The 25181-nt window shown below is 58.9% G+C and carries 35 protein-coding genes and 1 tRNA gene; 17 read left to right on the forward strand and 19 right to left on the reverse strand.

Translation table 11 applies throughout. The annotated features are described in order from the left end of the window. Positions 1-1914, forward strand: a complete 1914-nt coding sequence (locus FX984_RS09110) for a DNA cytosine methyltransferase (protein ID WP_146476640.1) — start codon at positions 1-3, stop codon at positions 1912-1914. Here the strand turns inward: FX984_RS09110 and FX984_RS32695 are convergent. Continuing rightward, positions 1893-2072 (reverse strand): hypothetical protein, encoded by a 180-nt coding sequence (locus FX984_RS32695; protein WP_223841615.1) that lies wholly within the window; start codon positions 2070-2072, stop codon positions 1893-1895. The two genes, FX984_RS09110 and FX984_RS32695, sit on opposite strands and share 22 nt — an antisense overlap. Here FX984_RS32695 and FX984_RS09115 point away from each other — a divergent pair. From FX984_RS09115 to FX984_RS09165, 13 genes are all read left to right on the forward strand, one after another. Next, entirely contained in the window at positions 2071-2376 is a 306-nt protein-coding gene (locus FX984_RS09115) for a hypothetical protein (RefSeq protein ID WP_223841616.1), read from the forward strand. The genes FX984_RS32695 and FX984_RS09115 overlap by 2 nt on opposite strands. Next, positions 2373-2684: a DUF4406 domain-containing protein gene (locus FX984_RS09120; protein ID WP_146476641.1), complete on the forward strand. Its 312-nt coding sequence runs from the start codon at positions 2373-2375 to the stop codon at positions 2682-2684. Before FX984_RS09115 ends, FX984_RS09120 begins: the two co-directional genes overlap by 4 nt. Further along, the gene (locus FX984_RS09125; RefSeq protein ID WP_146476642.1) at positions 2681-3175 is read left to right on the forward strand and encodes a hypothetical protein; all 495 of its coding nucleotides are present in this window, start codon (positions 2681-2683) and stop codon (positions 3173-3175) included. The genes FX984_RS09120 and FX984_RS09125 overlap by 4 nt, the downstream gene beginning before the upstream one ends. Further along, positions 3172-3720, forward strand: a complete 549-nt coding sequence (locus tag FX984_RS09130; protein WP_146476643.1) for a hypothetical protein — start codon at positions 3172-3174, stop codon at positions 3718-3720. The genes FX984_RS09125 and FX984_RS09130 overlap by 4 nt, the downstream gene beginning before the upstream one ends. An 83-nt stretch (positions 3721-3803) precedes the next feature. Then, entirely contained in the window at positions 3804-4127 is a 324-nt protein-coding gene (locus FX984_RS09135) for a hypothetical protein (protein ID WP_146476644.1), read from the forward strand. 36 nt (positions 4128-4163) lie between these two features. Then, positions 4164-4358: a hypothetical protein gene (locus FX984_RS09140; protein WP_146476645.1), complete on the forward strand. Its 195-nt coding sequence runs from the start codon at positions 4164-4166 to the stop codon at positions 4356-4358. After that, entirely contained in the window at positions 4345-4524 is a 180-nt protein-coding gene (locus tag FX984_RS09145; RefSeq protein WP_146476646.1) for a hypothetical protein, read from the forward strand. The genes FX984_RS09140 and FX984_RS09145 overlap by 14 nt, the downstream gene beginning before the upstream one ends. Continuing rightward, positions 4521-4697, forward strand: coding sequence for a hypothetical protein (locus FX984_RS32455; protein ID WP_186511870.1), 177 nt, complete (start codon positions 4521-4523; stop codon positions 4695-4697). Before FX984_RS09145 ends, FX984_RS32455 begins: the two co-directional genes overlap by 4 nt. Then, the gene (locus tag FX984_RS09150) at positions 4694-5176 is read left to right on the forward strand and encodes a hypothetical protein (RefSeq protein ID WP_146476647.1); all 483 of its coding nucleotides are present in this window, start codon (positions 4694-4696) and stop codon (positions 5174-5176) included. Before FX984_RS32455 ends, FX984_RS09150 begins: the two co-directional genes overlap by 4 nt. Positions 5177-5622: 446 nt before the next feature. Beyond that, positions 5623-5994 carry a hypothetical protein gene (locus FX984_RS09155; protein WP_146476648.1) on the forward strand — a complete coding sequence of 124 codons (372 nt, stop codon included), beginning with the start codon at positions 5623-5625 and terminating at the stop codon, positions 5992-5994. Then, the gene (locus FX984_RS09160) at positions 5994-6296 is read left to right on the forward strand and encodes a hypothetical protein (protein WP_146476649.1); all 303 of its coding nucleotides are present in this window, start codon (positions 5994-5996) and stop codon (positions 6294-6296) included. Before FX984_RS09155 ends, FX984_RS09160 begins: the two co-directional genes overlap by 1 nt. Beyond that, positions 6293-6682 (forward strand): hypothetical protein, encoded by a 390-nt coding sequence (locus FX984_RS32700; protein WP_223841617.1) that lies wholly within the window; start codon positions 6293-6295, stop codon positions 6680-6682. Before FX984_RS09160 ends, FX984_RS32700 begins: the two co-directional genes overlap by 4 nt. Further along, the gene (locus FX984_RS09165) at positions 6568-7731 is read left to right on the forward strand and encodes a tyrosine-type recombinase/integrase (RefSeq protein WP_223841647.1); all 1164 of its coding nucleotides are present in this window, start codon (positions 6568-6570) and stop codon (positions 7729-7731) included. The genes FX984_RS32700 and FX984_RS09165 overlap by 115 nt, the downstream gene beginning before the upstream one ends. Before the next feature lie 79 nt (positions 7732-7810). Here the strand turns inward: FX984_RS09165 and FX984_RS09170 are convergent. The 9 genes from FX984_RS09170 to thrS form a co-directional block, all read right to left on the reverse strand. Continuing rightward, positions 7811-7887, reverse strand: a tRNA-Pro gene (locus FX984_RS09170). Between the two features lie 90 nt (positions 7888-7977). Continuing rightward, positions 7978-8334, reverse strand: coding sequence for a MerR family transcriptional regulator (locus FX984_RS09175; RefSeq protein ID WP_003174972.1), 357 nt, complete (start codon positions 8332-8334; stop codon positions 7978-7980). Next, positions 8315-8617, reverse strand: a complete 303-nt coding sequence (gene ihfA, locus FX984_RS09180; protein ID WP_002553164.1) for an integration host factor subunit alpha — start codon at positions 8615-8617, stop codon at positions 8315-8317. The genes FX984_RS09175 and ihfA overlap by 20 nt, the downstream gene beginning before the upstream one ends. Positions 8618-8620: 3 nt before the next feature. Then, positions 8621-10999, reverse strand: coding sequence for a phenylalanine--tRNA ligase subunit beta (gene pheT / locus FX984_RS09185; RefSeq protein ID WP_146476651.1), 2379 nt, complete (start codon positions 10997-10999; stop codon positions 8621-8623). Positions 11000-11025: 26 nt separating this feature from the next. Beyond that, the gene (pheS, locus tag FX984_RS09190) at positions 11026-12042 is read right to left on the reverse strand and encodes a phenylalanine--tRNA ligase subunit alpha (RefSeq protein ID WP_017737822.1); all 1017 of its coding nucleotides are present in this window, start codon (positions 12040-12042) and stop codon (positions 11026-11028) included. Positions 12043-12151: 109 nt separating this feature from the next. After that, on the reverse strand, positions 12152-12508 hold the full coding sequence (gene rplT / locus FX984_RS09195) for a 50S ribosomal protein L20 (protein WP_003174975.1): 357 nt from the start codon (positions 12506-12508) through the stop codon (positions 12152-12154). Between the two features lie 30 nt (positions 12509-12538). Continuing rightward, positions 12539-12733 carry a 50S ribosomal protein L35 gene (rpmI, locus tag FX984_RS09200; RefSeq protein ID WP_002553160.1) on the reverse strand — a complete coding sequence of 65 codons (195 nt, stop codon included), beginning with the start codon at positions 12731-12733 and terminating at the stop codon, positions 12539-12541. Between the two features lie 60 nt (positions 12734-12793). Beyond that, complete coding sequence (gene infC / locus FX984_RS09205; protein WP_015884933.1) at positions 12794-13345, reverse strand: translation initiation factor IF-3; 552 nt, start codon at positions 13343-13345, stop codon at positions 12794-12796. Next, positions 13345-15267, reverse strand: a complete 1923-nt coding sequence (gene thrS / locus FX984_RS09210; protein ID WP_048719014.1) for a threonine--tRNA ligase — start codon at positions 15265-15267, stop codon at positions 13345-13347. Before thrS ends, infC begins: the two co-directional genes overlap by 1 nt. A 367-nt stretch (positions 15268-15634) precedes the next feature. Here thrS and FX984_RS09215 point away from each other — a divergent pair, with 367 nt between their 5' ends. Both FX984_RS09215 and FX984_RS09220 read left to right on the forward strand, forming a co-directional pair. Further along, positions 15635-15949, forward strand: coding sequence for a hypothetical protein (locus FX984_RS09215; protein ID WP_027604109.1), 315 nt, complete (start codon positions 15635-15637; stop codon positions 15947-15949). A 289-nt stretch (positions 15950-16238) separates the two neighbouring features. Further along, a complete protein-coding gene (locus FX984_RS09220) occupies positions 16239-16451 on the forward strand; it encodes a cold-shock protein (protein WP_003234260.1) in 213 nt (70 codons plus the stop codon). 73 nt (positions 16452-16524) lie between these two features. Here FX984_RS09220 and FX984_RS09225 read toward each other — a convergent pair whose 3' ends face one another. Then, complete coding sequence (locus FX984_RS09225) at positions 16525-16845, reverse strand: I78 family peptidase inhibitor (RefSeq protein ID WP_108574065.1); 321 nt, start codon at positions 16843-16845, stop codon at positions 16525-16527. A gap of 142 nt (positions 16846-16987) precedes the next feature. Further along, positions 16988-17293: a hypothetical protein gene (locus FX984_RS09230; RefSeq protein ID WP_027604107.1), complete on the reverse strand. Its 306-nt coding sequence runs from the start codon at positions 17291-17293 to the stop codon at positions 16988-16990. A 154-nt stretch (positions 17294-17447) separates the two neighbouring features. On the opposite strand from FX984_RS09230, the gene FX984_RS09235 reads away from it, so the two are divergent. Then, positions 17448-17660, forward strand: coding sequence for a hypothetical protein (locus tag FX984_RS09235; protein ID WP_027604106.1), 213 nt, complete (start codon positions 17448-17450; stop codon positions 17658-17660). Between the two features lie 26 nt (positions 17661-17686). Here the strand turns inward: FX984_RS09235 and FX984_RS09240 are convergent, their stop codons facing one another. Genes FX984_RS09240 through FX984_RS09270 form a run of 7 tightly spaced genes read right to left on the reverse strand, consistent with a single transcriptional unit; the run spans position 17687 to position 24654 of the window. Continuing rightward, positions 17687-18715: a nucleoside hydrolase gene (locus tag FX984_RS09240; protein WP_027604105.1), complete on the reverse strand. Its 1029-nt coding sequence runs from the start codon at positions 18713-18715 to the stop codon at positions 17687-17689. A gap of 26 nt (positions 18716-18741) precedes the next feature. Then, positions 18742-19146, reverse strand: coding sequence for a D-ribose pyranase (gene rbsD / locus FX984_RS09245; RefSeq protein WP_027604104.1), 405 nt, complete (start codon positions 19144-19146; stop codon positions 18742-18744). Further along, positions 19143-20060, reverse strand: a complete 918-nt coding sequence (gene rbsK, locus FX984_RS09250) for a ribokinase (RefSeq protein WP_027604103.1) — start codon at positions 20058-20060, stop codon at positions 19143-19145. The genes rbsD and rbsK overlap by 4 nt, the downstream gene beginning before the upstream one ends. 23 nt (positions 20061-20083) lie before the next feature. Beyond that, positions 20084-21106 carry a LacI family DNA-binding transcriptional regulator gene (locus tag FX984_RS09255; RefSeq protein ID WP_146476652.1) on the reverse strand — a complete coding sequence of 341 codons (1023 nt, stop codon included), beginning with the start codon at positions 21104-21106 and terminating at the stop codon, positions 20084-20086. A gap of 3 nt (positions 21107-21109) precedes the next feature. After that, entirely contained in the window at positions 21110-22087 is a 978-nt protein-coding gene (locus FX984_RS09260; protein ID WP_065927257.1) for an ABC transporter permease, read from the reverse strand. Continuing rightward, on the reverse strand, positions 22084-23637 hold the full coding sequence (locus FX984_RS09265; RefSeq protein WP_027604100.1) for a sugar ABC transporter ATP-binding protein: 1554 nt from the start codon (positions 23635-23637) through the stop codon (positions 22084-22086). Before FX984_RS09265 ends, FX984_RS09260 begins: the two co-directional genes overlap by 4 nt. Before the next feature lie 57 nt (positions 23638-23694). Beyond that, on the reverse strand, positions 23695-24654 hold the full coding sequence (locus tag FX984_RS09270) for a sugar ABC transporter substrate-binding protein (protein ID WP_092486003.1): 960 nt from the start codon (positions 24652-24654) through the stop codon (positions 23695-23697). Positions 24655-25181: the final 527 nt, after the last annotated feature.

Below are 25181 nucleotides of genomic sequence, written 5' to 3' on the forward strand. Positions count from 1 at the left end.
ATGTCCGCACAACAGAAGAAACACCCATTCATCCATGGACAGCCGAGCATGGGCCTGCCATTCCAGAAAGAGTTGGTGGTGGACCTGTTCGCCGGCGGCGGTGGAGCCAGTACCGGGATTGCGCGTGCGTACCGGGAGCCAGACGTAGCGGTAAACCATAATCCAATCGCCCTGGCCGTTCACCGAGCAAATCACCCGAAAACAGCGCACTACGTTGCCGACGTTTACGAAGTGGATCCGCGAGAAGCCACTGGCGGGCAGCCCGTCGCAATCATCTGGGCATCGCCTGATTGCCGGCATCACAGCAAGGCCAAGGGCGGCGCGCCTCGCGATCGGGGCGTTCGCGGGCTGGCGTGGGTCGTCATTCGTTGGCTGTTCGTCACCAAATCGCGACTGCTCTTCCTTGAAAACGTCGAAGAGTTCTGCGACTGGGGCCCGATCGACGAGGAAGGGCAGCCAATCAAGGCAGAGCGCGGTCGCACGTTCAAGGCTTTCATTGCCGCGATCAGCACAGGGCTGCCAGCCGACCACCCCGACATGCCGGAGATCGTGGCAGCCATCGGCGAGTTCGTACCGATGGAAGCACTGGTGCGGGGCCTGGGCTACAACGCCGAGTGGCGCGAACGTATCGCGGCAAACGCCGGCGCCCCAACCATCCGCAAGCGCCTGTACCTGGTGGCGCGCAGCGACGGTCTACCGATCGTTTGGCCGGAGCCCGTTCGCCACAAGAATCCGACGGCGAAACAGCAGCCGTGGCGCACGGCAGCCGAGTGCATTGACTGGAGCAACCTGGGTAAGACGATCTTCCGGGACAAGCCCATGGCACTGAATACGCGCCGCCGGGTGGCCAAGGGCATGTGGCGCCACGTCATCACCAGTGAGAAGCCATTCATTGTGCCGATGCGCGGGACGTCGGAAGCGCACACCAGCACATACAGCGTGGATGACTCGATTTCAACCATCAGCGCCGGCGGCACCCATCACGGCCTGGTGCAGCCCGTGGCGGCGCCGTTCCTCACCGAATGCGCCAATGGGTCATCGCAGCGTAACTTCGACGTGCAGGAAGCACTGCGCACTCAGGTTGCCCAGGTGAAAGGTGGTCATTTCGCGATGGCAGCGTGTCACCTGACCCACCTCACGCACCATGGCGAGCGCAGCGGCTACTCACCGGAGGAGTCGGCCCGCACAGTCACCGGAGCCAATCGCGGCGAGCAGGCGCTCGTCGCCGCTTCGATGGTGACACTCCGCAAAGGATCGGTAGGGGATGACGTTGACGGCCCGCTTGCAGTGGTCGCCACCAGCACCGGACACCACGCGGTGACGGCGGCTTTTTTCGAGCAGGCCAACGGCGGTTTCTACAAAGGCGACGGCCGATCGGCATACCAGCCTACGTCGACGATCTGCCAGTCAGGGGCCAACCAGCGACTGGCCACTGCGTACCTGGTGAAGTACTACGGGTGCGACAAGGGCGGCGTTTCGCTGACGGAGCCGATGCACACGCTGCCCACAAAAGACCGCGTTGCCCTCGTCGAAGTGGTGCAGGTGCCGGATACGCTGACGCCTGAGCAAATGGAAGGTGCCCGCCGCTGCGCCGCATTCATGCATGAGCACCTGCCGGAGCATTTCAAGGAGCCGGCCGAGATGATCATGATCGGCGGCTACGTGCTGGTGGACATCACCTTGCGCATGCTGCAGCCGCCAGAACTGAAGGCCGCCCAAGGGTTCGACAAGAACTACATCATCGACCGAGGCCTGTTCGTTGATCCAGCCAGCGGTGCCGAGCAGTGGCTACCGATCAACAAAACAAATCAAGTCAGGCTCATCGGCAATAGCGTTTGTCCGGACGAGGCCGAGGCCCTGGTCAGGGCCAACGCCGCCGACATCATCGAGCTTTACCAGCGCCTCGCCGCGTAACTCCCCCACTCCACCGCCCGGGCATGGCCCGGCAAGGACTCACCATGCCTACAGAAAACAAACTCAGCCTCAAGCAGCAGCGAGTCGAGCAGGTCAACCAGGTTATCCGGATCATCGCTGACCACGGCCATCGGTTCTTCTTCAACGAACGCCAGCATGGAAGTCGACCAGTTCGGTAAGGTCTGGTTCATTGACGACTACACCCGCAAACGGGTCTACACGCACAAGACACCATGGGGCGGCCGATGGAATAGATTCAGTCACGGTGGCACGCTGAAGGGGATCGTTGAGCGCTTCCGCGACTACATCCGGACCGGCGCGCCGGTGAGCCCGTTTTACCTCGGCCCCGAGCGATTCGACGACAGCAACATCTGGGGCTACGACGAGGCCAGCATGAAGGCTGTACGCGAGCAGGCCGGCGCCCTCCCTGTATTTCGTCAGCTAGTCGCGGAGGCAGCATGAAGCGCATCTACCTCAGCGGCCCCATGACCGGCCTGCCCGACCTCAACTTCCCGGCATTCGCCACAATGACCGATAACCTGCGCGCCGGCGGTCACACCGTCACCAACCCCGCCGAACTCAACCCGGACGGCGGCTCCTGGAACGACTGCATGCGCCGCGACATTGTCGCCCTGATGGAGTGCGACACCGTGGCCACCCTGCCCGGCTGGGAGCATTCAAAGGGCGCCCGCCTGGAAGTCCTGATCGCCGAACGCCTCGGCATGACGGTTGTGAATGCCCATGATCTGGTAGCGAGGGAGACTGTATGAGCGCTCAATGGAAACTGGTGCCAGTTGAGCCGACCGAAACGATGGTGATAAACGGCTTCGAGTCGGTGCCGGACGAGTGTTTTTCCGATGAGGCAGTCTGGGAGCAATACCAAGGTATGAGCGGCTGCCAGCAAGCGGCCTTCCGCGCGAAACTGTGCTGGGCCGCTATGATCGGCGCCGCTCCTACATCACCAGAAAAGGATGCGCAGCCGGTAATGAAACTGGAAGCTGAAAAGCTCTGGGGTGGGCATGGTGAGTATGCTGTGTCCTTCGTCCGCGCCGGCTGGCTGGATGAATGCCGGGCGAGTGGCGGCGAATTCTTGCTCTACACCCATCCTGATGTGGGAAAGCTTGCGCGACTCACCGCAGAGCGTGACACCCTACAACAGCGCCTGACCGTGGCGGATCAGCAGATAGATGATTTGCGGACTGAACTCGCCGCTGTTCGTCTTGGCCCCTGCAAGATGATCGTCGGAGACGAATTGCCATGACCACCAACCAAACGATTGACGGCGTGCCGCGCGGACTGATCGAGCGTACGCGCCGAGAGCTGGCTGCTGGAACGCCGAGTATTGCCACTCTGGCCGAGCTGCGCGCCCTGCTGGATGCGCCTGCCATCAAGCCGCGCCCGTTCGGGTATTGGCTGACCCCGAAGACATGCGCAGGCTTGGCTATGTTTCAGCGGGAACTGATAGAAGACCCAGTATTAACCGCAAGCGTTGTTGAGTATTTTCACGTTACGCCGCTATACGATGCGCCAGCCAAGCCCCAGGGCGAGCCGGTGGCGTGGTGCATTGACCGAGAAGAACCGGGCCACCTCGGCGGATATTGCAGTGCAGCGATGAAAGCAAGTGGCGTCGGGTTTCAAGGCCACACGAAACCGCTATACGCCGAGCAGCCCGCGCCGGTAGCGGTGGCATCCCGCGACGAGTCGGTAGCCTGGCTGAAGCGCATCGACGGTATCGGGCAAGCCCGCGCCGAACTGATCTACTCGATGGGCTTTCGCCGCCACACCGACGTGCCTCAATCCCGATAGGAGTACATCCGTACTCCACCCGCAAAACATGTAACCCCTCCCCCTTCAAAGTCAGCCGCTATAGCGGCAAGGATGCGTTCGCCATGAAGAAAGCTGAAATAGCCACCCTGCCACCAAAGATTGAAATCGCCATGAAAGCCGGTCAGATCGCAGCAGATGCGTGTACCAATGATGGTGGAAGCGCCAACTGTGATCGGGTCGTTATACGGATGCCTGGTGTGCGCGCGGCCTGGGTTGAGGGTTTGCGCGGATACCTTCAGGAAGCACACGGCTGGCACGCGCGAGGGTTCCACCTTGACGCGCCGTTTGCAGGGATCGGCAATCGCCGGTACGCAGGTGTCCAGGCCATGTACGAGTCGCTCAAGAATCAGGGCGTCGACTGCTACGTGTACTACCAAATCGATTAAAACCACGCCTGCCGCACCCCGGCAAGGAGCTTTGCCATGTCTCGCATTGAAGAAATCGAAGGATGGCACCTGGCTGATGAGTTGATCAAAGCCGGACGCCAGATAGACCCGATCCTGGGTGGTGTTGAGCGCGTTATCGAGAACATCGAGCGCACTGCGGCGGAGAGGCCGGAGAGCTACCGAGTGGGGATTCAGAAGCGCATAGAGGTGGAACGCCATGGCCATTGCTGAGCTGCACGGTCGGAGCATTACCCCGTTTGAGCAGGGGTTTCTTGGCTTCATCAAAGGCCTTGGCATCAAAGAAAACCCATTCGACGGGGATAAGTCACCCGTCTCTAACCATCGCTGGGCAGCCGGCTGGAACAAAGCACAGCGTGAAGCTGGGAGGAAGGCATGAAGGGAATATTGATCAACCTCATATTTGCTCTAGTGGCCTCGATCATGCCCGCGCTGATCATGGCCGTGATGACTGATAGCCGCGTCATTGGGCTGGTCGCATATATCTGCTGCCTGGGGTTCTTTTTTGATGTTGGAAGGCCAAGGGCTGACCGTGGGGAGAAGTGGCAATGACCGACTACACCGAACTGCAGCAGCTGGCTGAGGCTGCAAAAACCGAGGAGGCGAGAGTGATCAAGCTTGCTGCTTCTGGTCATGGATGGGAGTCCCTGCCTGCTCAGGCCTCGTTCCGATGCGCGGCAAGTCCTGAAGCGGTCCTTGCCCTGATCGCCGAGAACGAGGCTATGGCCGAGTTCAAGGCTCACATGGTTTCCCTTCGCGAGGCCAGTGGCTTCGACAGCTGGGCCGAGGCTTTGGTCGAGGTGGATAAGCTTCGCGCCCAGCACGGCCGAGACAGTGGAGAGCTTCGCAAGGTATGTGCCGCAAGAGATTCTGCGCGTCGGCAGCGCGACCAGCTCAAGGCCGAGAACAAGGCGCTGCGACGCGCCGGTACTGACGCTCTCCGGTTCATAGCTTTTGCTTTTGATGAGGGTGTTGAGGGTGCCGAGATAGCAGGCCGAGCAATCGAGAATGCAATTGGAGCTAAATCATGAACGAAACGGAAAGCCATGAATGCCCGGTTTGCAAACAAGGGTGCTCACGTGATTCGGCGGACGTGGGAGTCGGCGTTATCTATGGCCCCTGGGGGTGCCCGTGTGGCTGGTCTGAGGACCCACGCTACAACCTACTTTCTGGCTCAAAGTTCACAGAGTTGGGAGGCCGGATTGACCAATACGGCGGAATCACGCCACGCGATGAGCCGAGTTGCCTCCTGTGCCTGGACAAGAAGACAGTGCCGAGCAACCTCGTAGATGGCTACGTAATGGACTGTCCAGATTGCTGCGGCGAGGAAGGATGATATGTACCGAATCCAAGACAACACCGGACGCTGGCACCGGGTCAGCAAGTCGACATCAACCCGAGGGAGCTACGTCAGCTTCTTCCGTGGCGAGCCAAGCAGGCTTTGGCGGCCGGGTCAATTCAAGGCTGTGGAGGTGGTATGAACGACATTCCTAAGGGTTTCAAGCTGGTGCCGGTTGAGCCGACCGTTGCGATGGAAGATTCAGCAGCACCAGAGTGCGGAGGATATTGCCCGCGCTGTGATGATGACATGCAAATCAAAACAGGCATGCAGGTCGACATTTATCGCGCAATGCTCGACGCAGCTCCAACCCCGCCGCAACCCATCTACGACGAGGCGGCAGAACTTTCGAAGTTCATGGATCACATGCAGGACAAGACTCTATACGTTCCAGGCTTCAAAGATCGTGACGACACGAAGATGCAATTTTCTGATGATGTCACAGACACTCTTTGGATGGGCTGGCTCGCCTGCGCCCAGTCCCGCGCCAAAGCTGGGGAGGATGAGTGATGCGAGCAGTTTTGAATGCATGGCTGCGTCGATGGGCTGAAGCGTCACTACGTACCGAGCTGCATCAGGCGCAAGAGAAGGTGATTCGCCAGCAGAACATCAGCGAAAGGCTGCTGGCAGAGTCGCAAAGGCAAGCCCACGTCAACAAGCAGAAGATCGCAAACATCGCCCGCAACCACAGAAAGAACGTTGCGCATAGCGAAGCCCTGATCAAAGCGTTACGCGACCGGATGTCGCCGGATCTGTTCTTAGCCGTCACAGAGCATGTGCATGCCATGGAAAATCGGGATCTGGAGAAATGAGCGCTGAACTCGCACTGCTTCCTCGCTTCATCCGGGCCAAGTACGCGCCCGCTTACCTGGGCATGTGCCGATCTGTGTTTGACGCCGACGTTCGCCCGCATATCCGGGAATTCCCCATAGGCGAACGCGGTGTTGGGTTCGACCGGCAAGAGCTGGATGACTGGGCTACGGCATATGTAGAAGCCGCGGCGATTGATAAAAAAGGCGCAACGGAGCAACAATCGCCCCGCAGCGAGCGCCAGAAGGGAGATAAATCATGGCGCGAAAATCGATCACAGGCCTCTCCCAAAGGAAAGGCATCTGGCATATCGACAAGAAAATCAACGGAGAACGACTTTACGAAAGCACTGGAACTGGTGACCGGGAAGAAGCGGAGCGCTACCTGATCTACAGGTTGGAGCAGATCCGGCAGCAGAAGGTGTACGGAGTGAAGAAGGTCAGGACCTGGCGGGAGGCGGCAACTCGCTTCCTGCTGGAGTTCAAAGACCAGCCGTCTATCAAGCTTTCGGCGCATCACCTCTCACAGCTCGACCCATTCATTGGCGACATGCCACTGACGCACATTGATGACCAGGCCCTGGTGCCATTCATCAAGGATCGGTTAGCGACGAAGAAGCTTGAAGGCGGAAAGGTGAAGAAGGGTGTCAGCAACAGAACGGTGAATATCTCGATCGAGCGTGTGGTTCGGGTTTTATCGTTGTGTGCCAGGAAGTGGCGAGACGATGAGCGCAGGCCGTGGCTGGATAGCGTGCCGATGCTCACGAAGCTGGAAGAGAAGAAGTCGAGCCGCAAGCCGTACCCAATGTCATGGCCGGAGCAGTCGATTCTTTTTGCTGAGTTGCCGGCGCACCTACAGACGATGGCGCTGTTCAAGGTGAACACCGGCACGAGAGAGCAGGAGGTGTGCAAGCTGAGGTGGGATTGGGAGATCGCGGTGCCAGAACTCGGCACCAGCGTATTTCTGATACCGGCCGACTTTGGTGGCCGGCATGAGCGCTCCGGCGTGAAGAACGGTGACGAGCGGCTGGTAGTGCTGAACAACGTGGCCAGGTCGATAATCAAAAAGCAGCGCGGCATCAGCAAGGAATGGGTTTTCCCATACAACGGCACCGCTATGCACCGAATGAATGACTCGGCATGGAAGAAGGCGCGGGTGAGAGCGGCGAAACTCTGGCAGGAGGAAAACCTTCGCCCCGCTCACCCAGGTTATGCATCCATCAGGATCCATGACCTCAAGCACACGTTTGGCCGCCGGTTGCGTGCAGCGGGCGTAACCGAGGAAGATCGCAAGGCCCTGCTTGGGCACAAGAACGGCAGCATCACCAGTCACTACTCGGGCGCTGAACTCGGGCATCTGATCGAAGCTGCGAACATGGTATCAGCAACCGATTCTCGCGGACCGGTCCTGACAATTTTGAAGAGGAAGCAGGCGTGAAAAATAGAGAAGTCACGCAAAAGTCACGCACATGAAAAAGGCCAATGCTGTGAACATTGGCCTAAGTCATTGAAAAATATGGTCGGGACGGAGTGATTCGAACACTCGACCCCTAGCACCCCATGCTAGTGCGCTACCGGACTGCGCTACGCCCCGACTAGGCGTGTTACTGGGTTCGCTTCGCAACGAAGCGATCAGGAATATACCGCAAGCTTTTGAAATGTGGAAGTATTTTAAAAGCCTGAATCATTTCTTCAAAACCACCAGCACATCTTCCAGTTCGGAGATCATCTGGCGGATCAGTTGCTTGTACTGGGTGGTGTCGTCTTTGGCTTCATCACCGGACATACGCTGGCGCGCGCCGCTGATGGTGAACCCCTGATCGTAAAGCAACGCACGGATCTGTCGGATCATCAGCACATCCTGGCGCTGATAATACCGACGGTTCCCGGTGCGTTTGACGGGGTTGAGTTGAGGAAACTCCTGCTCCCAATAGCGCAGCACGTGCGGTTTTACCGCACAAAGCTCGCTGACTTCACCAATGGTGAAGTAGCGTTTGCCTGGGATGACGGGTAGCTCGTCGTTATGACTTGGTTCCAGCATAAGCCTCAACTCGGGCCTTCAACTTCTGCCCTGGACGAAAGGTGACCACACGGCGAGCCGTGATCGGGATTTCTTCTCCCGTTTTTGGATTGCGGCCAGGCCGCTGGCGTTTGTCCCGCAGATCAAAATTGCCGAAACCGGACAATTTGACCTGTTCGTTGTCTTCCAGAGCGTGTCTGATCTCTTCAAAAAACAGCTCGACCAATTCCTTGGCCTCGCGCTTGTTCAGACCCAACTCTTCGTACAGACGTTCCGCCATCTCAGCTTTCGTCAAAGCCCCCATACGTCACTTCCTTAACGTGGCGTTCAACCTTTGTTCGAGCGAGGTGAGGATATTTTGTGTCGTGGCATTCACCTCATCGTCATTAAGAGTGCGCGATGGATGCTGCCAGGTCAAGCCAACTGCAAGGCTTTTTCTATGCGGATCAATGCCTTTACCCTGATAGACGTCAAATAGCCTGAGGTCTGTCAGCCATTCCCCTGCATTTTCACGGATTACATCCAGAACAGCAGTAGCGGCGACTTCACGATCGGCGATCAGGGCCAGGTCACGACGCACTTCAGGGAAGCGCGACAACTCGCTGAATTTAGGCATCTTGCCCGAGGCCACCTCGGCCAGCACCAGTTCGAAGACGAAGACCGGGCGGTCGAGACCAAGGGTTTTCGACAGTTCCGGGTGGATGGCGCCGACGAAGCCCACCAGACGACCCTCGCGCTCGATACGCGCAGTCTGACCTGGGTGCAGCGCCGGGTGGTTGCCTGGCACAAATGTGAAGTCGTCCAGTGCACCGGCAAAACCCAGTACCGCTTCCACGTCCGCTTTAACGTCGAAGAAGTCCACGGCATCCCGGCCTTGCGCCCAGCCTTCCGGCAAGCGGCTGCCGCAAACAACACCGGCCAGCATCGGCTCTTGCTTCAGGCCGTCGAGTTGACCGACAAACCGCAGGCCGCTTTCGAACATGCGCACGCGGTCTTGCTGACGGTTCAGGTTATGGGAAAGGGCTTTCACCAGGCCTGGCCACAGGGATGAACGCATGGCGGCCATGTCGTTGGAGATCGGGTTGGCCAGCAGCAGCGGCTCGACGCCCGGATTGAACAGCTCGAACTGCTTGGGATCGATGAAGCTGTAGGTCACCGCTTCCTGATAGCCACGGGCGACCAGCAGACGACGCAGCTCAGGCAGGTGCGCACGCGCTTCTGCCTTGGGTTGCGGCGCCAGGCGCGCTTGCGGGTAACGAACCGGCAGGCGGTTGTAACCGTACAGGCGAGCCAACTCTTCGATCAGATCGACTTCCAGGCTGATATCGAAGCGATGGCTTGGCACTTCAACATGCCACTGCCCTTCCCCACCCGCAGAAATGTTCAACCCGAGGGCCGACAGCAGTTGTTCGATTTCAGACGGGGCGATGACCAGGCCAAGCATTTGCTCAACGCTTTTGGCGCGCAGGGTGATCGGCGCAACGGACGGCAGATGCTGTTCGCTGACAATCTCAGTGATCGGGCCGGCTTCGCCACCGGTGATTTCCAGCAGCAGGCCAGTGGCGCGCTCCATGGCTTCACGGGCGAGCTTCCAGTCCACACCGCGCTCATAGCGATGTGACGCATCGGTGTGCAGGCCGTAGGAGCGGGCCTTGCCAGCGATAGCAATCTGGTCGAAGAACGCACTTTCAAGGAATACGTCGCGCGTGGTCGCGGACACACCGCTGTGCTCGCCCCCCATCACACCGGCAATCGCCAGGGCGCGGGAATGGTCAGCGATCACCAGGGTGTCGGCGCGCAGGCTGACTTCCTGGCCGTCGAGCAGAACCAGCTTCTCGCCTTCTTCGGCCATGCGCACGCGAATGCCGCCATTGATTTCAGCGAGATCGAAAGCGTGCAGCGGCTGGCCCAGTTCAAGCATCACGTAGTTGGTGATATCGACGGCAGCGTCGATGCTGCGCACGTCGGCGCGACGCAGGCGCTCAACCATCCACAGCGGGGTTGGCCTGGACAGGTCGACGTTGCGGATCACACGCCCCAGGTAACGCGGGCAGGCGTTTGGTGCCAGTACTTCGATCGGTCGCACTTCATCGTGCACCGCAGCCACTGCGGCCACCACTGGACGAGTGACTGGCGCGTTGTACAGCGCGCCCACTTCACGTGCCAGGCCAGCCAGGGACAGGCAGTCACCACGGTTCGGAGTCAGGTCGACCTCGATGCTGGCGTCTTCCAGCTCCAGGTAGACGCGAATGTCCTGGCCCACTGGCGCATCGCCCGGCAGTTCCATCAGGCCGTCGTTGCCCTCGCCTACTTGCAGCTCCGCCTGGGAGCACAGCATGCCGTTGGACTCGACGCCACGCAGCTTGGCTTTCTTGATCTTGAAGTCGCCCGGCAGTTCGGCACCGATCATGGCGAACGGGATCTTCAGGCCCGGGCGCACGTTAGGCGCTCCGCACACGACCTGGAACGTTTGTGCGCCATTGCTGACCTGGCACACACGCAATTTGTCAGCATCGGGGTGTTGCTCGGTGCTCAGCACCTCGCCCACCACCACACCACTGAAAACACCGGCGGCCGGCGTAACGCTATCGACCTCAAGACCGGCCATCGACAGACGCGCAACCAGCGCATCGCGATCTACCTGCGGGCTTACCCAGCCGCGCAGCCATTGTTCACTGAATTTCATCCTGCTCTCCTAAAGATTCGTTACGACTAGCGAAATTGCGCGAGGAACCGCAAGTCGTTGTCGAAGAACAGACGCAAGTCGTTCACGCCGTAACGCAGCATGGCCAGACGCTCAACGCCCATGCCGAAGGCAAAGCCCGAGAACTCTTCCGGATCGATCCCGGACATGCGCAGCACGTTGGGGTGAACCATGCCGCAGCCCATCACTTCCAGCCAGCCAGTCTGCTTGCAGACGCGGCAGCCTTTACCGCTGCACATCACGCATTCCATGTCGACTTCTGCGGATGGCTCGGTGAACGGGAAGAATGATGGACGGAAACGCACCGCCAGCTCTTTCTCGAAGAACACTCGCAGGAACTCTTCGATGGTGCCCTTGAGGTCGGCGAAGTTGATGTCGCGATCAACCAGCAGGCCTTCGACCTGGTGGAACATCGGCGAGTGGGTGATATCTGAGTCGCTACGGTACACACGGCCTGGGCAGACAATGCGGATCGGCGGCTTGTTCGCTTCCATGGTGCGGACCTGTACCGGCGAGGTATGGGTGCGCAACAGCATGTTTGCATTGAAATAGAAGGTGTCGTGCATCGACCGGGCCGGGTGATGGCCTGGGATGTTGAGCGCCTCGAAGTTGTGATAGTCGTCTTCGACCTCAGGGCCTTCGGCAATGCCGTAGCCGATGTGGGTGAAGAACTGCTCGATGCGTTCCAGAGTCCGGGTGATCGGATGCAGACCGCCCGAGGCCTGGCCGCGACCAGGCAGGGTTACATCAATGGACTCGGCGGCGAGTTTGGCCGCGAGATCGGCCTCCTCCATGGTCGCCTTGCGCGCATTGAGCACCTCTGTGACACGCTCCTTGGCAACGTTGATCAGCGCGCCGACTTGCGGGCGCTCTTCAGCCGGCAAATTTCCCAGGGTCTTCATCACCTGAGTCAATTCACCCTTTTTGCCAAGGTAGTGAACCCGGATTTGCTCCAGGGCATTGATATCTTCAGCGCTTTGCACAGCCTCAAGAGCTTGAGCGACGAGCGCGTCCAGGTTTTCCATGTACAGACTCCAGATACAAAATAGGGGAAGAGCTTGAAGGCTCTTCCCCTATTTATGACGTTTACCACCTTGGGCTACAGGCGCAGCCCAGGGTGACTGTCGGGGGTACTTAAGCCAAGGTGGCTTTAGCTTTCTCGACAATCGCAGCAAACACCGCTTTTTCGTTCACGGCCAGTTCAGCCAGAACCTTACGGTCGATTTCGATGGACGCTTTTTTCAGGCCAGCGATGAAACGGCTGTAGGACAGACCGTTAACACGTGCACCAGCATTGATACGAGCGATCCACAGAGCGCGGAACTGACGTTTTTTCTGACGACGGTCGCGGTAGGCGTATTGGCCTGCCTTGATTACCGCTTGCTTGGCAACACGGAATACGCGTGAGCGTGCGCCGTAGTAGCCTTTAGCGAGTTTCAGAATTTTTTTGTGACGTTTACGGGCAATGACGCCACGCTTTACACGAGCCATGAGTTACTTCCTCTATTCTTGATCCAAAAATTAACGAAGGCGCAGCATGCGCTCGACTTTTGCCACGTCAGACGGATGCAGCAAGCTGCTACCGCGCAGTTGACGCTTACGCTTGGTCGACATTTTGGTCAGGATGTGGCTCTTGAAAGCGTGCTTGTGCTTGATACCGTTAGCAGTTTTCAGAAACCGCTTAGCAGCACCACTTTTAGTCTTCATCTTTGGCATGTTCGGATACTCCGCATTCAGTTGATAAACATAATCAGAAGGCCTGCCGTGCCCTGTTGATTACTTCTTCTTTTTCGGGGCGATGACCATGATCAGCTGGCGTCCTTCCATCTTAGGATGCTGTTCGACCGAACCGTACTCGAGCAGGTCAGCTTCAACCCGCTTGAGGAGTTCCATCCCCAGCTCCTGGTGGGCCATCTCACGGCCGCGGAATCGCAAGGATACCTTGGCCCTGTCCCCATCACTCAGGAAACGTACCAGGTTGCGCAGTTTTACCTGGTAATCCCCTTCCTCCGTCCCTGGACGAAACTTGATTTCTTTTACTTGAATCTGCTTCTGGTTCTTCTTCGCCGCGGCAACCTGCTTCTTCTTTTCGAAGATCGACTTGCCGTAGTCCATCACCCGGCAAACGGGTGGGATTGCATCGGCGGAGATTTCCACCAGGTCCAACTTGGACTCTTCTGCAATACGAAGCGCTTCATCAATCGAGACGATGCCAATCTGCTCGCCGTCAGCGCCAATTAACCGAACCTCGCGTGCCGAGATATTCTCGTTGATCGGGGCTTTCGGTGCAGCTCGTTTATCTTGTCTCATTTCACGCTTAATAATAATTACTCCGAATCTGGGCGACCACGCCGGGAAACCGCTTGCGCGAGGAACTCAGCGAACTGGGCGACGGGCATCGAGCCCAGGTCAGCACCTTCACGAGTACGCACAGCGACAGTCTGCATCTCGACTTCCCGATCTCCGATAACCAAAAGATAGGGAACCTTGAGCAAAGTATGCTCGCGGATTTTAAAGCCGATCTTTTCATTTCTCAAGTCGGACTTGGCACGAAATCCGCTTTCGTTGAGAGTTTTTTCAACTTCAGCAGCAAAATCCGCCTGTTTATCAGTGATATTCATGATCACTGCCTGAGTCGGAGCCAGCCACGCAGGGAACGCACCCTCGTAGTGCTCGATCAGGATACCGACGAACCGTTCGAACGAGCCGAGGATCGCCCGGTGCAGCATAACCGGGTGTTTACGACTGTTATCTTCGGAGACGTATTCGGCTCCCAAACGGATCGGCAGGTTAAAATCGAGCTGCAAGGTACCACATTGCCAGACACGGCCAAGGCAATCTTTCAACGAGAACTCGATCTTCGGCCCGTAGAAGGCCCCCTCACCCGGCTGCAGATCGTACGCAAGGCCCGCACTGTCTAGCGCTGCGGCCAGGGCCGCTTCGGCGCGATCCCACAGCTCGTCGGAACCGACGCGCTTTTCCGGACGAGTGGACAGCTTCATCTCGACTTCGGTAAAGCCGAAATCACGATAAACGTCCATGGTCAGCTTGATGAACGCGGCGGATTCGGCCTGCATCTGCTCTTCTGTACAGAAGATGTGGGCGTCGTCCTGGGTGAAGCCGCGCACACGCATGATGCCGTGCAGCGCACCCGATGGCTCGTTACGGTGGCAGGCACCGAACTCGGCCAGGCGCATCGGCAACTCGCGATAGCTCTTCAGGCCTTGATTGAACACCTGCACGTGGCATGGGCAGTTCATCGGCTTGATGGCGTAGTCGCGGTTTTCCGACTGGGTGGTGAACATATTGTCGGCGTAGTTGGCCCAGTGCCCGGATTTCTCCCACAGGCTGCGATCAACGACCTGCGGGGTCTTGATCTCCAGGTAACCGTTGTCGCGCTGAACCTTGCGCATGTACTGCTCGAGCACCTGGTACAGGGTCCAGCCGTTCGGGTGCCAGAACACCATGCCCGGCGCTTCTTCCTGGAGGTGGAACAGGTTCAGGCGCTTGCCGATCTTGCGGTGGTCGCGTTTTTCGGCCTCCTCGATGCGCTGGATATAAGCGGCCAGCTGCTTCTTGTCAGCCCAGGCAGTGCCGTAGATGCGTTGCAGTTGCTCGTTCTTCGCGTCGCCGCGCCAGTAGGCACCGGACAGCTTGGTCAGCTTGAACGACTTGAGGAAGCGCGTGTTCGGCACGTGGGGACCACGGCACATGTCGACGTATTCTTCGTGGTAGTACAGGCCCATGGCCTGCTCGTCCGGCATGTCTTCCACCAGGCGCAGCTTGTAGTCTTCGCCACGCGCAGTGAACACGTCGATCACTTCGGCGCGCGGGGTGACTTTCTTGATGACGTCGTAATCTTTTTCGATCAGGGCGTGCATGCGCTGTTCGATAGCGGCCAGATCGTCCGGGGTGAAAGGACGCTCGTAGGCGATGTCGTAATAAAAGCCTTCGTCGATGACCGGGCCGATCACCATCTTCGCAGTCGGATACAGCTGCTTGACCGCATGGCCAATCAAGTGCGCGCAGGAGTGGCGAATGATCTCCAACCCCTCTTGATCCTTGGGCGTGATGATTTGCAGGCTGGCATCGGAGGTGATCAGGTCGCTGGCGTCAACCAGCTTGCCATCGACCTTGCCGGCCACGGTGGCCTTGGCCAGGCCAGCACCAATGGATGCGGCGACCTCGGCTACGGAAACCGAATGATCGAATGAACGTTGACTGCCGTCGGGAAGAGTAATAGTTGGCATGGCGCCTCCTCTCCTAGTGGTGACCCCTACCAAAGGTCACGTGGGTTGGGATGAGCCAGTACAAGATCCAACACCAGGCCGTTCAATGATGAACGCCTGCCTTACAGCGGCAGGAGCCTTTCGGCCAACCGATAATCGAACCACAGTGACTGGAGTGAGCAGAAAAGAAACATGGCAAGGCGGCAAATGGCGCACCCGGAATTAGCCAAGCCAAGGATGCTAGCACAGATGAACGGTCACCGCGCCGGCAGTATCCGCTGCAAAGACAAATTCCAGCCTTTATAGCTGCAAAAGTGAACTTGAGCTGTACGCCACACCTCAAACCCACTGAGAATCGCCGTTCGTCCTCGAATCAAAGGAGCATCCCATGATGCGTTTTACCTCGACCCTCGCTTTCGCCGCTACCCTGAGCCTCCTTTCCCTCGGCGCGCAGGCTGCCGCTCCATCCAATTGGCCAGCCGGTGCCCGTGACAGTTTCGTCAGCGACTGCAGCGCGGCCGCCAGCCAGAATGTAGACGTCAAGACTGCCAAGGCCCACTGCGAATGTGGCGCCGACAAGATCAACGCCGAATTGAGCACTGCGGAAATCAAGGAGCTCATGACTAACCAGAACGCCAGCCCGGAGCTTAAAAACAAAGCAGTCGCGGCTATTTCGTCCTGCAAAGTCGTGAAGAAAAAGTAAGACCGGCCTGGGATCAGACGACCGTTTTGCCAGGAAAACAGCCCGAAAACTGCCATTTCGCACAAATTACGCAGCTTTTACGGCTTTTTTTACCAGCTGATATTTCACGCCGAAGCCCCGTAGATCGGGGCTTTCAGCCGACACAAGTAGCAAACGCAACGCTATTGATTAGCAAACAATGCCTTGGGGGGGCTCCCAAGCCGAACATTTCGACTATGATAGCCCGGTGTGCCCAGTTGGCCTGAGCAGCACAGCACTACTGAAAATATATGTTTCTTGGAGATACACCATGTCTAATCGCCAAACCGGCACCGTTAAATGGTTCAACGATGAAAAAGGCTTCGGCTTCATCACTCCTCAAGGTGGCGGTGACGACCTGTTCGTACACTTCAAAGCTATCGAAAGCGACGGTTTCAAAAGCCTGAAAGAAGGCCAAACCGTTTCCTTCGTGGCTGAGAAAGGCCAAAAGGGTATGCAAGCTGCACAGGTTCGCGGCGAGTAATTCTCCGCTGAGCTAAAAAAACCCCGCCCATGTGACGGGGTTTTTTATGGGCGTTGCAAAAGCCTGGAAACGATCAGCCGCAATTAACGCGCGTGATCACCAGGTTGTCATCGGTGTTCAGGTTCAGGCGGTCGGAGCGGTATTCCAGCGTGATCATATCGTTGGGCTTGAGGATCCGCGCGTTCTGTGCGCCAGCACGGGTACGGGCCTGCTCCAGCAGCTGCGGCGAGGCTTTCTGGCCAATGCTGAATTCGGCGGCCTTCGACTCACAGCGGCTATGACCGGCATCGGTCACGGCGGCGTCTTTGGCTGGCTCAGAGGCACCCGGGGTGCTGCAACCCGCCAACGCGAGTGCTGCCAACAAAGTACCTAATGATGCGAGCTTCCAAGGCATGAAGCCTCCTATTGAAAAATGAACAGAGATCGTGCGACAGCGGTCTGGCTGATAGGTTTCAAAACGTAAACCGCCGATAGGTAAGTCTGCCCGACTATCAGCAGGCATTCGCCCGATCAATCGTGACCAAATATGAGCGTAATCAGTAGATGTCGATGTAATCGAACGGCGGCTTCGGCCAGTTCTGCTTCAGCGCATTGAAAATCTGTGTAACCCAGACCTCGTCGCTGGCCGCGACGTTGCCGACGTAACCGGAACCCTTGGCCCAGGTCTCCAGGCGGAACAGCAGGCCATCGATGTCAGTGCCTCCCACCACCCCGGAAGATATGTAGGCAATTCCGGCCCTGGTCACACGCAACTGGGTATGCTCGTCATCACTGGCACTGGCGATCAGTTGACGCACGGCGGCCAGTGTCAGGTTCTCGGGGTTATTCAAATCGATCTGCACGCGGGGTCCCCCGGCAATTAAACAGGGAGACAGTGTCGCACAGCACCTGCTTCATGCCTAAGTAGCAGTGCCAAGCGCCGCGCAAAATGATTAACTGCGCCGGTTAGAGCCGCGTTCCAGCGCATTGCCCAGCATTTCAACCCGTGAGACTTCCATGACCACCGTAACGCTCCAAGCCGACATCAAAGCCAAATGGCCCCAAGGACAAAGCTCCTACAGCCCAGGAAGCCCGGAAGAACTGGCAATCATCGGTATCGACCTGCTGGTCAAGGAACTCGGCACCCAGGCGGCACAGGCATTCATCGGCCAGGTATTCGAAAAATACCCGGCCGATCACATGGGGGCACCAGACCCCGAGCGTGAATAAGAACCGGCTGGCGAACGTCGACCGGGTTACTTCAGGCGTGCCAGGCGCTCGGTGAGCAGATCGAAGAAACCCTGGGCGTCGCCGTTCTCAACCCAGAACACATTTTTTGTCTGCTTCAGGCCGTCATACCAATCAACGATGGTCTGGCCGAAGGTCGGGCCTTCGCGGCTGTCCACCACCATATTGGCCTGACGCCCTGTGAACAAGGACGGCTTGAGCAGGTAGGCGATGACAGTGGCGTCATGTACCGGGCCGCCCGGGATGCCGTAGTGTTCCATATCGCCCTTGACGTATTCATTGAGAATATCGCCGACGACCTTGCTCGCGTTGTTATTGATGTCGGCGATCTTCTTCAGGCGCGCCTCGCTGGTCAGCACCTTGTGGGTCACATCCAGCGGCAGGTAGGTCAGCTTGACGCCACTCTTGAGCACAATCTCGGCTGCAATCGGATCGGCGAACAGGTTGAACTCGGCAACCGGGGTGATATTGCCGCCGTTGAAGTGCGCGCCACCCATCACCACCACTTCCTTGATGCCTTGGGTGATTTCCGGGTCCTGGGTCAAGGCCAGCGCCAGGTTGGTCTGCGGACCGAGCATGGCAATGGTGATGCTGTGAGGCTTGGCCGCACGCAGGGTCTTGATCAGGTAATCAACGGCGTTGCCTTCAGCCAAGCCCTTTTTAGGCTCATGGACGGTGACGCCGGAAATACCTTCTTTGCCATGGATGTTCTCGGCATAGATCGGTGTGCGCAACAGCGGCTTGGGTGCTCCGGCGTACACCGGGATTTCTTCACGCCCGGCCCACTCGCGGGCCAGGCGCGCGTTACGCGAGGTCTTGTCCAGGCGTACGTTGCCGGCGACGGTGGTCAGCGCACGAATGTTCAATTCGTCCGGGGAAGCCATGGCGAAGAGCAAGGCTACCACATCGTCGGCACCTGGGTCGGTGTCGATGATCAAGTCGATTTTTTCCGCCGCTTGGGCGCTGGCAGCAGTGAGTGCGGACAAAAGCAGGACACTCCGAAACAGATTTTTCAGGGTTGGCAGACCACGTTGCATAAAACACTCCTTGTCGTTGGGAAACTCTAGAAGGTTACGCCGGAGACCAGCGCGATATTGCAGTAAGGCTGGCACTCGCCGGTACGCACGACAGCGCGCGCGCTACGGCTCAGTTGCTTGAATTGTTCATGGCTGAGCAGACGTCGCTCGCCGAGGGCGGCCTGTTCAGCCAAAGCATCCAGCTCCGTCAGCGCGGGTGGCTGCTTGAGCAGGATTTCTTCCGCCAGCACGTGGCTTTCCACCTGCATTTCACTGAGCACGATACGCAAGGTGCTGATGAAGTCGGGAATGCCCTGGGTCAGCGCCAGGTCGATCAACTCGACCCCGGGCGGCACTGGCAGGCCGGCGTCGCCGATCACCAGGATGTCACCATGGCCCAGGGATGCGATCAAACGCGACAAGGCGATATTGAGCAGAGGCGTCTTTTTCATAAAAGCACAAAACCTTGAACGTCATGCAGCGTAGGAATGGAGGGTTGCGCACCAGCACGGGTGACTGACAAGGCTGCCGCGACCTGGCCGAAACGGATGGCCTCGGCTTCGCTTTTGCCACTGGCCAGTGCTGCGGCAAAACCACCGACAAAGGTATCGCCGGCAGCGGTGGTATCCACCGCCTTGACCTTGGGCGCCACCAGGTGCTCAAAGCCCTGGCCATCGGCAAACAACGCCCCCTGGGCGCCCAGGGTGATGATGACTTTGCCCGCCCCCGCCTTGATCAGGTGGGTCGCCGCGACCTTGGCACTGTCGAGGGAGTCGACTGTCACGCCGCTCAGTGCGCTGGCTTCGCTTTCGTTGGGAATCAGGTAGTCGACCGAGGCGTACCAGTCGGCAGGCAACGGGCCGCTGGCCGGCGCCGGGTTGAGGATCACGGTCTTGCCCAGTTCACGACCGCGCTTGAGGGTATAGCCCACGGTATCCATCGGCACTTCCAGCTGGCAGATAATCACATCGGCGGCCTGCAGCACCGCATCGGACGCCTGCAGTGAGGCGGGTGTCAGCTCGCCGTTGCTGCCGGCAACGATCACGATCGCGTTCTGGCTGCTGTCGTCCACCACAATCAAGGCCACGCCACTGGAACCGTCCACGGTGCTCACCGCCTGGCAATCGATACCTTCCACCAGCAAGGCGCCACGCAGTTCAGTGCCATAGGCATCACTACCGACACAGCCGATCATTGCCACATCGGCCCCCAGTCGCGCCGAGGCCACGGCCTGGTTGGCGCCCTTGCCGCCAGGCACCGTGGAAAACGTCTGGCCGACCAGGGTCTCACCGGCACGGGGCAGCCGATTCGCGCGGGTGACCAGGTCCATGTTCAAGCTGCCTATTACCACTACTTTTGCTGGCATACATCAGTACTCATCAATTCGGTTCAGCGGTATTGGGCGAACACACCGGCGACGGGCGCCGTCGATTCACGCAACACGATGCTCGGCGTCACGATGCGTTGATCGATCGGCAGTTGGGGGGTTGCAATTCGTCGCAGTAAAAGCTCGGCCGCGGTCTCGCCCAGTTGCAGGATCGACTGCCCGACCGTGGTCAGCGCCGGGTACACGTAGCGGCCCATTTGAATGTCATCGAAACCGATCACCGACAGTTCACCGGGCACGCGGATATTGCGCTCCGCCGCCGCGCGCAACACGCCGAAGCCGATCATGTCGTTGCTGGCAAAAATCGCGCTGGGCGGGTTCTGCGCCAGCAATTGCACGGCAGCAGCATAACCGCCGGTGCTGGTGAAGTCGCTTTCCTGGATGCGATTGGCCACCACCGCCACACCGGCCTCACGGAGCGCACGCTGGTAACCCGCCAGGCGCATTTGCGCGACGCGGGTGTGGGCCGGGCCGCCGATGCAGGCGATGTCCCGATGCCCCAGCTCAAGCAAGTGCCGGGTCGCCAGGTAGGCGCCTTCCTCGTGGTCGATGCGTACCAGGTCGACATCGATGCCATCCAGCGCCCGGTCGACAATCACCATGGGCGTGCGCACGGCGCTCAAGCCTGCGGCGAGGCCGCTGTCATCACCGCCTACCGAAGTCACGATCAAGCCATCAACACGCTTCTCCAGCAACACCCGCAAATAGCTGCGTTGTTTTTCCGCGTTGTCGTCGGAGTTGCAGAGAATCACGCAGTAGCCGTTACGCTCACAATAATCCTCGATGCCCCGGGCCAGCTCGGCAAAATACGGGTTGAGGCTGTTGGGCACCAGCAATCCGATGGTGGCCGTGGTCTTGGCCTTGAGCGAACGCGCGACGGCACTGGGCACGTAGTCGAGTTGCTTGATCGCCGCTTCAACCTTGATCCGTACCGGCTCGCTCACCGGGCGCGTCTTGTTCACCACATGGGACACGGTGGTGTAGGAAATACCTGCAATCGCGGCCACATCCTTGATCGTTGCCATGGTTCAGCCTCGCCGACTGGCACGACGGCTGCGATAAGTATCCAGGACCACGGCAATCACGATCACGGCACCGGTTATGATGCGCTTGGTGGGTTCCGTGGCACCGATCTGCGCCAGGCCGGCGGCCAATACCGAAATAATCAACACACCGAAGAAGGTACTGATCACCGAACCACGCCCGCCCATCAGGCTGGTGCCGCCGATCACCACTGCGGCGATCACTTGCAGCTCGAGGCCGGCACCGGCATTCGGGTCTGCCGCTTCCAGGCGCGAAATCTGGAACAGCGCCGCCACACCGGCCAGCAGGCCCATGAGGCTGAACACCAGGATCTTGTACGGCTTGGGATTGATCCCGGCCAGGCGTACAGCTTCTTCGTTGGTGCCGATACCGATCAGGTAACGACCGAATACGGTGCGGGTCAATACCAGTTGGGCGGCAATGATCACCAGCAAAGCGATGATAAACGACGGCGAAATGCCGAAGGCGATCGGGTTGGACAGCCAGGCAAACGAATCGCCGATATAGGCCGTGCGCGAGCCGGTCATCTGGTACGCGACGCCCCGGGCCATTTCCAACACGCCGAGGGACACGATAAACGATGGAATGCGCCAGGCCACCGTGATCGAGCCGGTGATAGTGCCGGCCAACGCGGCGCAGCCCATGCCGAGCAAGGCCGCCGGCAAGACACTCCAGCCCCACCCGAGAATCGCCACGCTGACCGCCGATGCCGCCAACGCCAGTACCGAGCCCACCGATAGGTCGATACCGCCGATGATCAGGATGAAGGTCATGCCCACCGCCAGCACCATCAGGTCAGGAATCTGGTTGGCCAGGGTGCTGAACGTGTCATAGGACAGGAAGTGATCACTGAGCACCGAAAACAGCGCGATCATCGCCAGCAATGCACCGGCCAGCCCCAGGTAGGTGCCCAGGCCGTAGAAGTTGCCGCCGGTTTTACCGGGGGAAGTTGTTAGTTTCATGGGGTATCCCTAAGCACTGCGTCGTTGAGCAGCGCATCACGTTTCTGATAGCCGGCAAAGGCGGCGGCGAGCAATTCGTCCTGGGTCCAGCTGTCGCGCTCGAAGGTTTCGATCAAGCGCCCGGCGGACAGCACGCCGATGCGGTCGCAGATCAGCATGAGTTCACGCAGGTCGCTGGACACCACCACCAGCGCCTTGCCCTGGCGAGTCAATTCACCCAGCAAGGCATAAATGTCGAACTTGGCACCGACATCGATGCCGCGGGTGGGCTCGTCGAACAGCATCACCGAGCAGTCGCGCTCCAGCCAGCGGCCGATCACCACTTTCTGCTGGTTGCCACCGGACAGTTCGGACACCAATTGCGCCGGGCTGGAACTGCGGATCCGCATGGCATCGATCTGGCGCTTGGCCAAGGCAGTTTCATCGCGGCTATTAACCAGGCCGCCAGCGGAAATTTCCGGCATGTTGCCCAATGCGATATTCGCACTGATCGACTGGGTCAGCAGCAGCCCTTCGCCCTTGCGGTCTTCGGTGATCAGGGCAATGCCATGACCCACGGCATCCACTGGCGAGCGAATACTCACCACCCGGGCCGGCGAACCCAAAGCCACAGTGCCGCTGTCGGCCAGGTCGGCACCGAAGATAAGACGCAGTAGCTCTGTACGACCGGCGCCGATCAGGCCGGAGATGCCATAGATCTCACCGGCACGCACTTCAAAGGATACGTCGCGGACCTTGTCCGAGCGGGTCAGGCCCTTCACGGTCAGGGCCGGGCCGCCGAGGCTGCGCGGCCCCAGGTCGATGTGTTCACCCAACTCCCGGCCCACCATCAAGGTGACCAGTTGTTCGCTGTTGTAATTGGCCATCGGCTCGACGCAGACCAGCTTGCCGTCGCGCAGTACCGCAATGCGCTGGGCGACACGGGCCAGTTCTTCGAGCCGGTGCGAAATATAAATGATCGCCACGCCCCGGGCCTGCAGGCGGGTGATTTGCTCAAACAGCATCTCTACTTCGCGGGCCGTGAGCATCGCGGTGGGCTCGTCGAGGATCAGTACATGGCAGTCGCCGATCAGGTTGCGGGCGATCTCGACCATCTGTTGATGGCCGATGCCGAGGCTACCGACCAGAGTGTCCGGGTCGATGGCGTCCAGGCCGACTTGAGCCATGGCCTCGATCGCAGCCTTGCGCAATTGCTTGCGGCTGATCCAGCCACAGTGGCTGGGCAGGTTATCCAGAAACAGGTTTTCAGCGACGGTCAGCGTCGGCAGCAGATTGAGTTCCTGCATGACCATGCGCACGCCCAACGCTTCAGCCTGGGTACGGCTGGCCGGACGGTAATCCTGCCCCTGGAATTGCATGTGCCCGGTGGTCGGGGTGACCAGCCCACCGACGATCTTCGACAAGGTACTCTTGCCCGCGCCGTTTTCACCGGTCAGCGCCAGTACTTCACCCCGGTTAAGCGTGAGGGTAATGTCGGCCAGAACCGGTTGGGCATAGGTCTTACCGATACCGCTGACCGAGAGGACAGCGTTCGGGGCGGAAGATGACATAGGAAAATCTCCAGGCGTCCGCCCAGGACGGGCGGACGCTGTTGGGTGCTGCCAGGATTACTTCTTGAGGACGAGTTCGACCGGGGTTTCGATCATGCCGTCCTTGGCATCGACTTTCTCACCCTTGACCAGCTTGAGGGCGTTCTGGATACCGAACACCGCTTGCTGCGCAGCCGCCTGGTCGGCGGTCGCCAGCACACGACCGTCCTGCAGCATCGGCTTGATGGCGTCGATGTTGTCATAACCCACCACCAGCACCTTACCGGCCTTGCCTGCCGCACGTACGGCGGAGACGGCGCCCAGGGCCATGTTGTCGTTACCGGCCAGCAGCGCCTTGAGGTCCGGGTGTTCGCTGAGCATGGCCGAGGCCACTTTCTGGCCCTGGTCAATTTCCCAGTTGCCGGACTGGGTGGAAACGATCTTCATACCGGCAGCGTCCATCGCATCCTTGAAGCCCGCGGTGCGCTGCTGGGCGTTGGTGGTGGTCGGTACGCCTTCGATAATGCCGACCTTGTCGCCGGCAGCCAGTTGCTTGGCCAGGTAGTCGCCCACCAGTTTGGCGCCTTTGCGGTTGTCGGGGCCGACGAAGGGAATATCGAGGTTTTTGCTTTTCAGCACGTCCGGGTCCAGGCGGTTATCGATGTTGACGATCTTGATCCCGGCTTTAGAGGCATCCTCCAGCACTTTTACCAGGGCCTTGGAATCAGCAGGCGCGATAACGATGGCATTGACCTTGGCCAGGATCATCTGCTTGACGATACCGATTTGCGCGCTGGTATCGGTTTCGTCCTTGATGCCGTTGGTGATCATGTCGAAATCGGCGGCGTGGTCTTTCTGATACGCCTTGGCACCGTCCTGCATGGTCACGAAAAATTCGTTGGCGAGGGACTTCATCACCAGGCCGACCTTGGGTTTGGCGGCAGCGTCATCAGCGAATGCAGAGGAGAAAGGTAAGGCGGCGGATGCGGCAGCAAGCACAGCGACAGCAAGAAGACGTCCGGCGAATGGCAGCTTCATGGGTTCACTCCGATCTTATGATTATTGTGAGCAACGCGTGCACCGAAGTGTGCTTCGGCGGCCCTCCCACCCGGGTGGCTGATACGAGCTGACAGGAGACTCTAATGAGGGTCTCGTGAAACATCTCGCAAACGTTTGCGTTAGCCAAACTATGAGAACCTTGTCGAGATTTGTCAACGGTAGAACATGGCCTTTCATGCAAGACCTACAGCCCCGGCTCTCCCGTCCTGCGAAGGCCGCTCCTAAACATCTGCCACGTTCGGTCGTTCTCTGAAACGACAGGTTTGGCGCGGCACTCAGGATTCTTTCGTCATAACTTTCGGACAACCGAACGCCACACCCCAGGTTGTTCGGAAAGCCGGACACCCAGCAAGCAAAACCTCATCGCTCAATCAGTAAAAATTTATATATATCAACAAGTTAATTTATATGCTCGAACATATTCGGCATGGTACAGATCCTGCTCCTACACAGCGCCTGGAGGCATTCAGCAATGCCCAGGTGTTCTAGATGAACCTGCTACAGCA

Origin of the sequence: Pseudomonas marginalis (genome assembly GCF_008692035.1) — a bacterium.
In the GTDB taxonomy this organism is placed as follows: domain Bacteria; phylum Pseudomonadota; class Gammaproteobacteria; order Pseudomonadales; family Pseudomonadaceae; genus Aquipseudomonas; species Aquipseudomonas marginalis.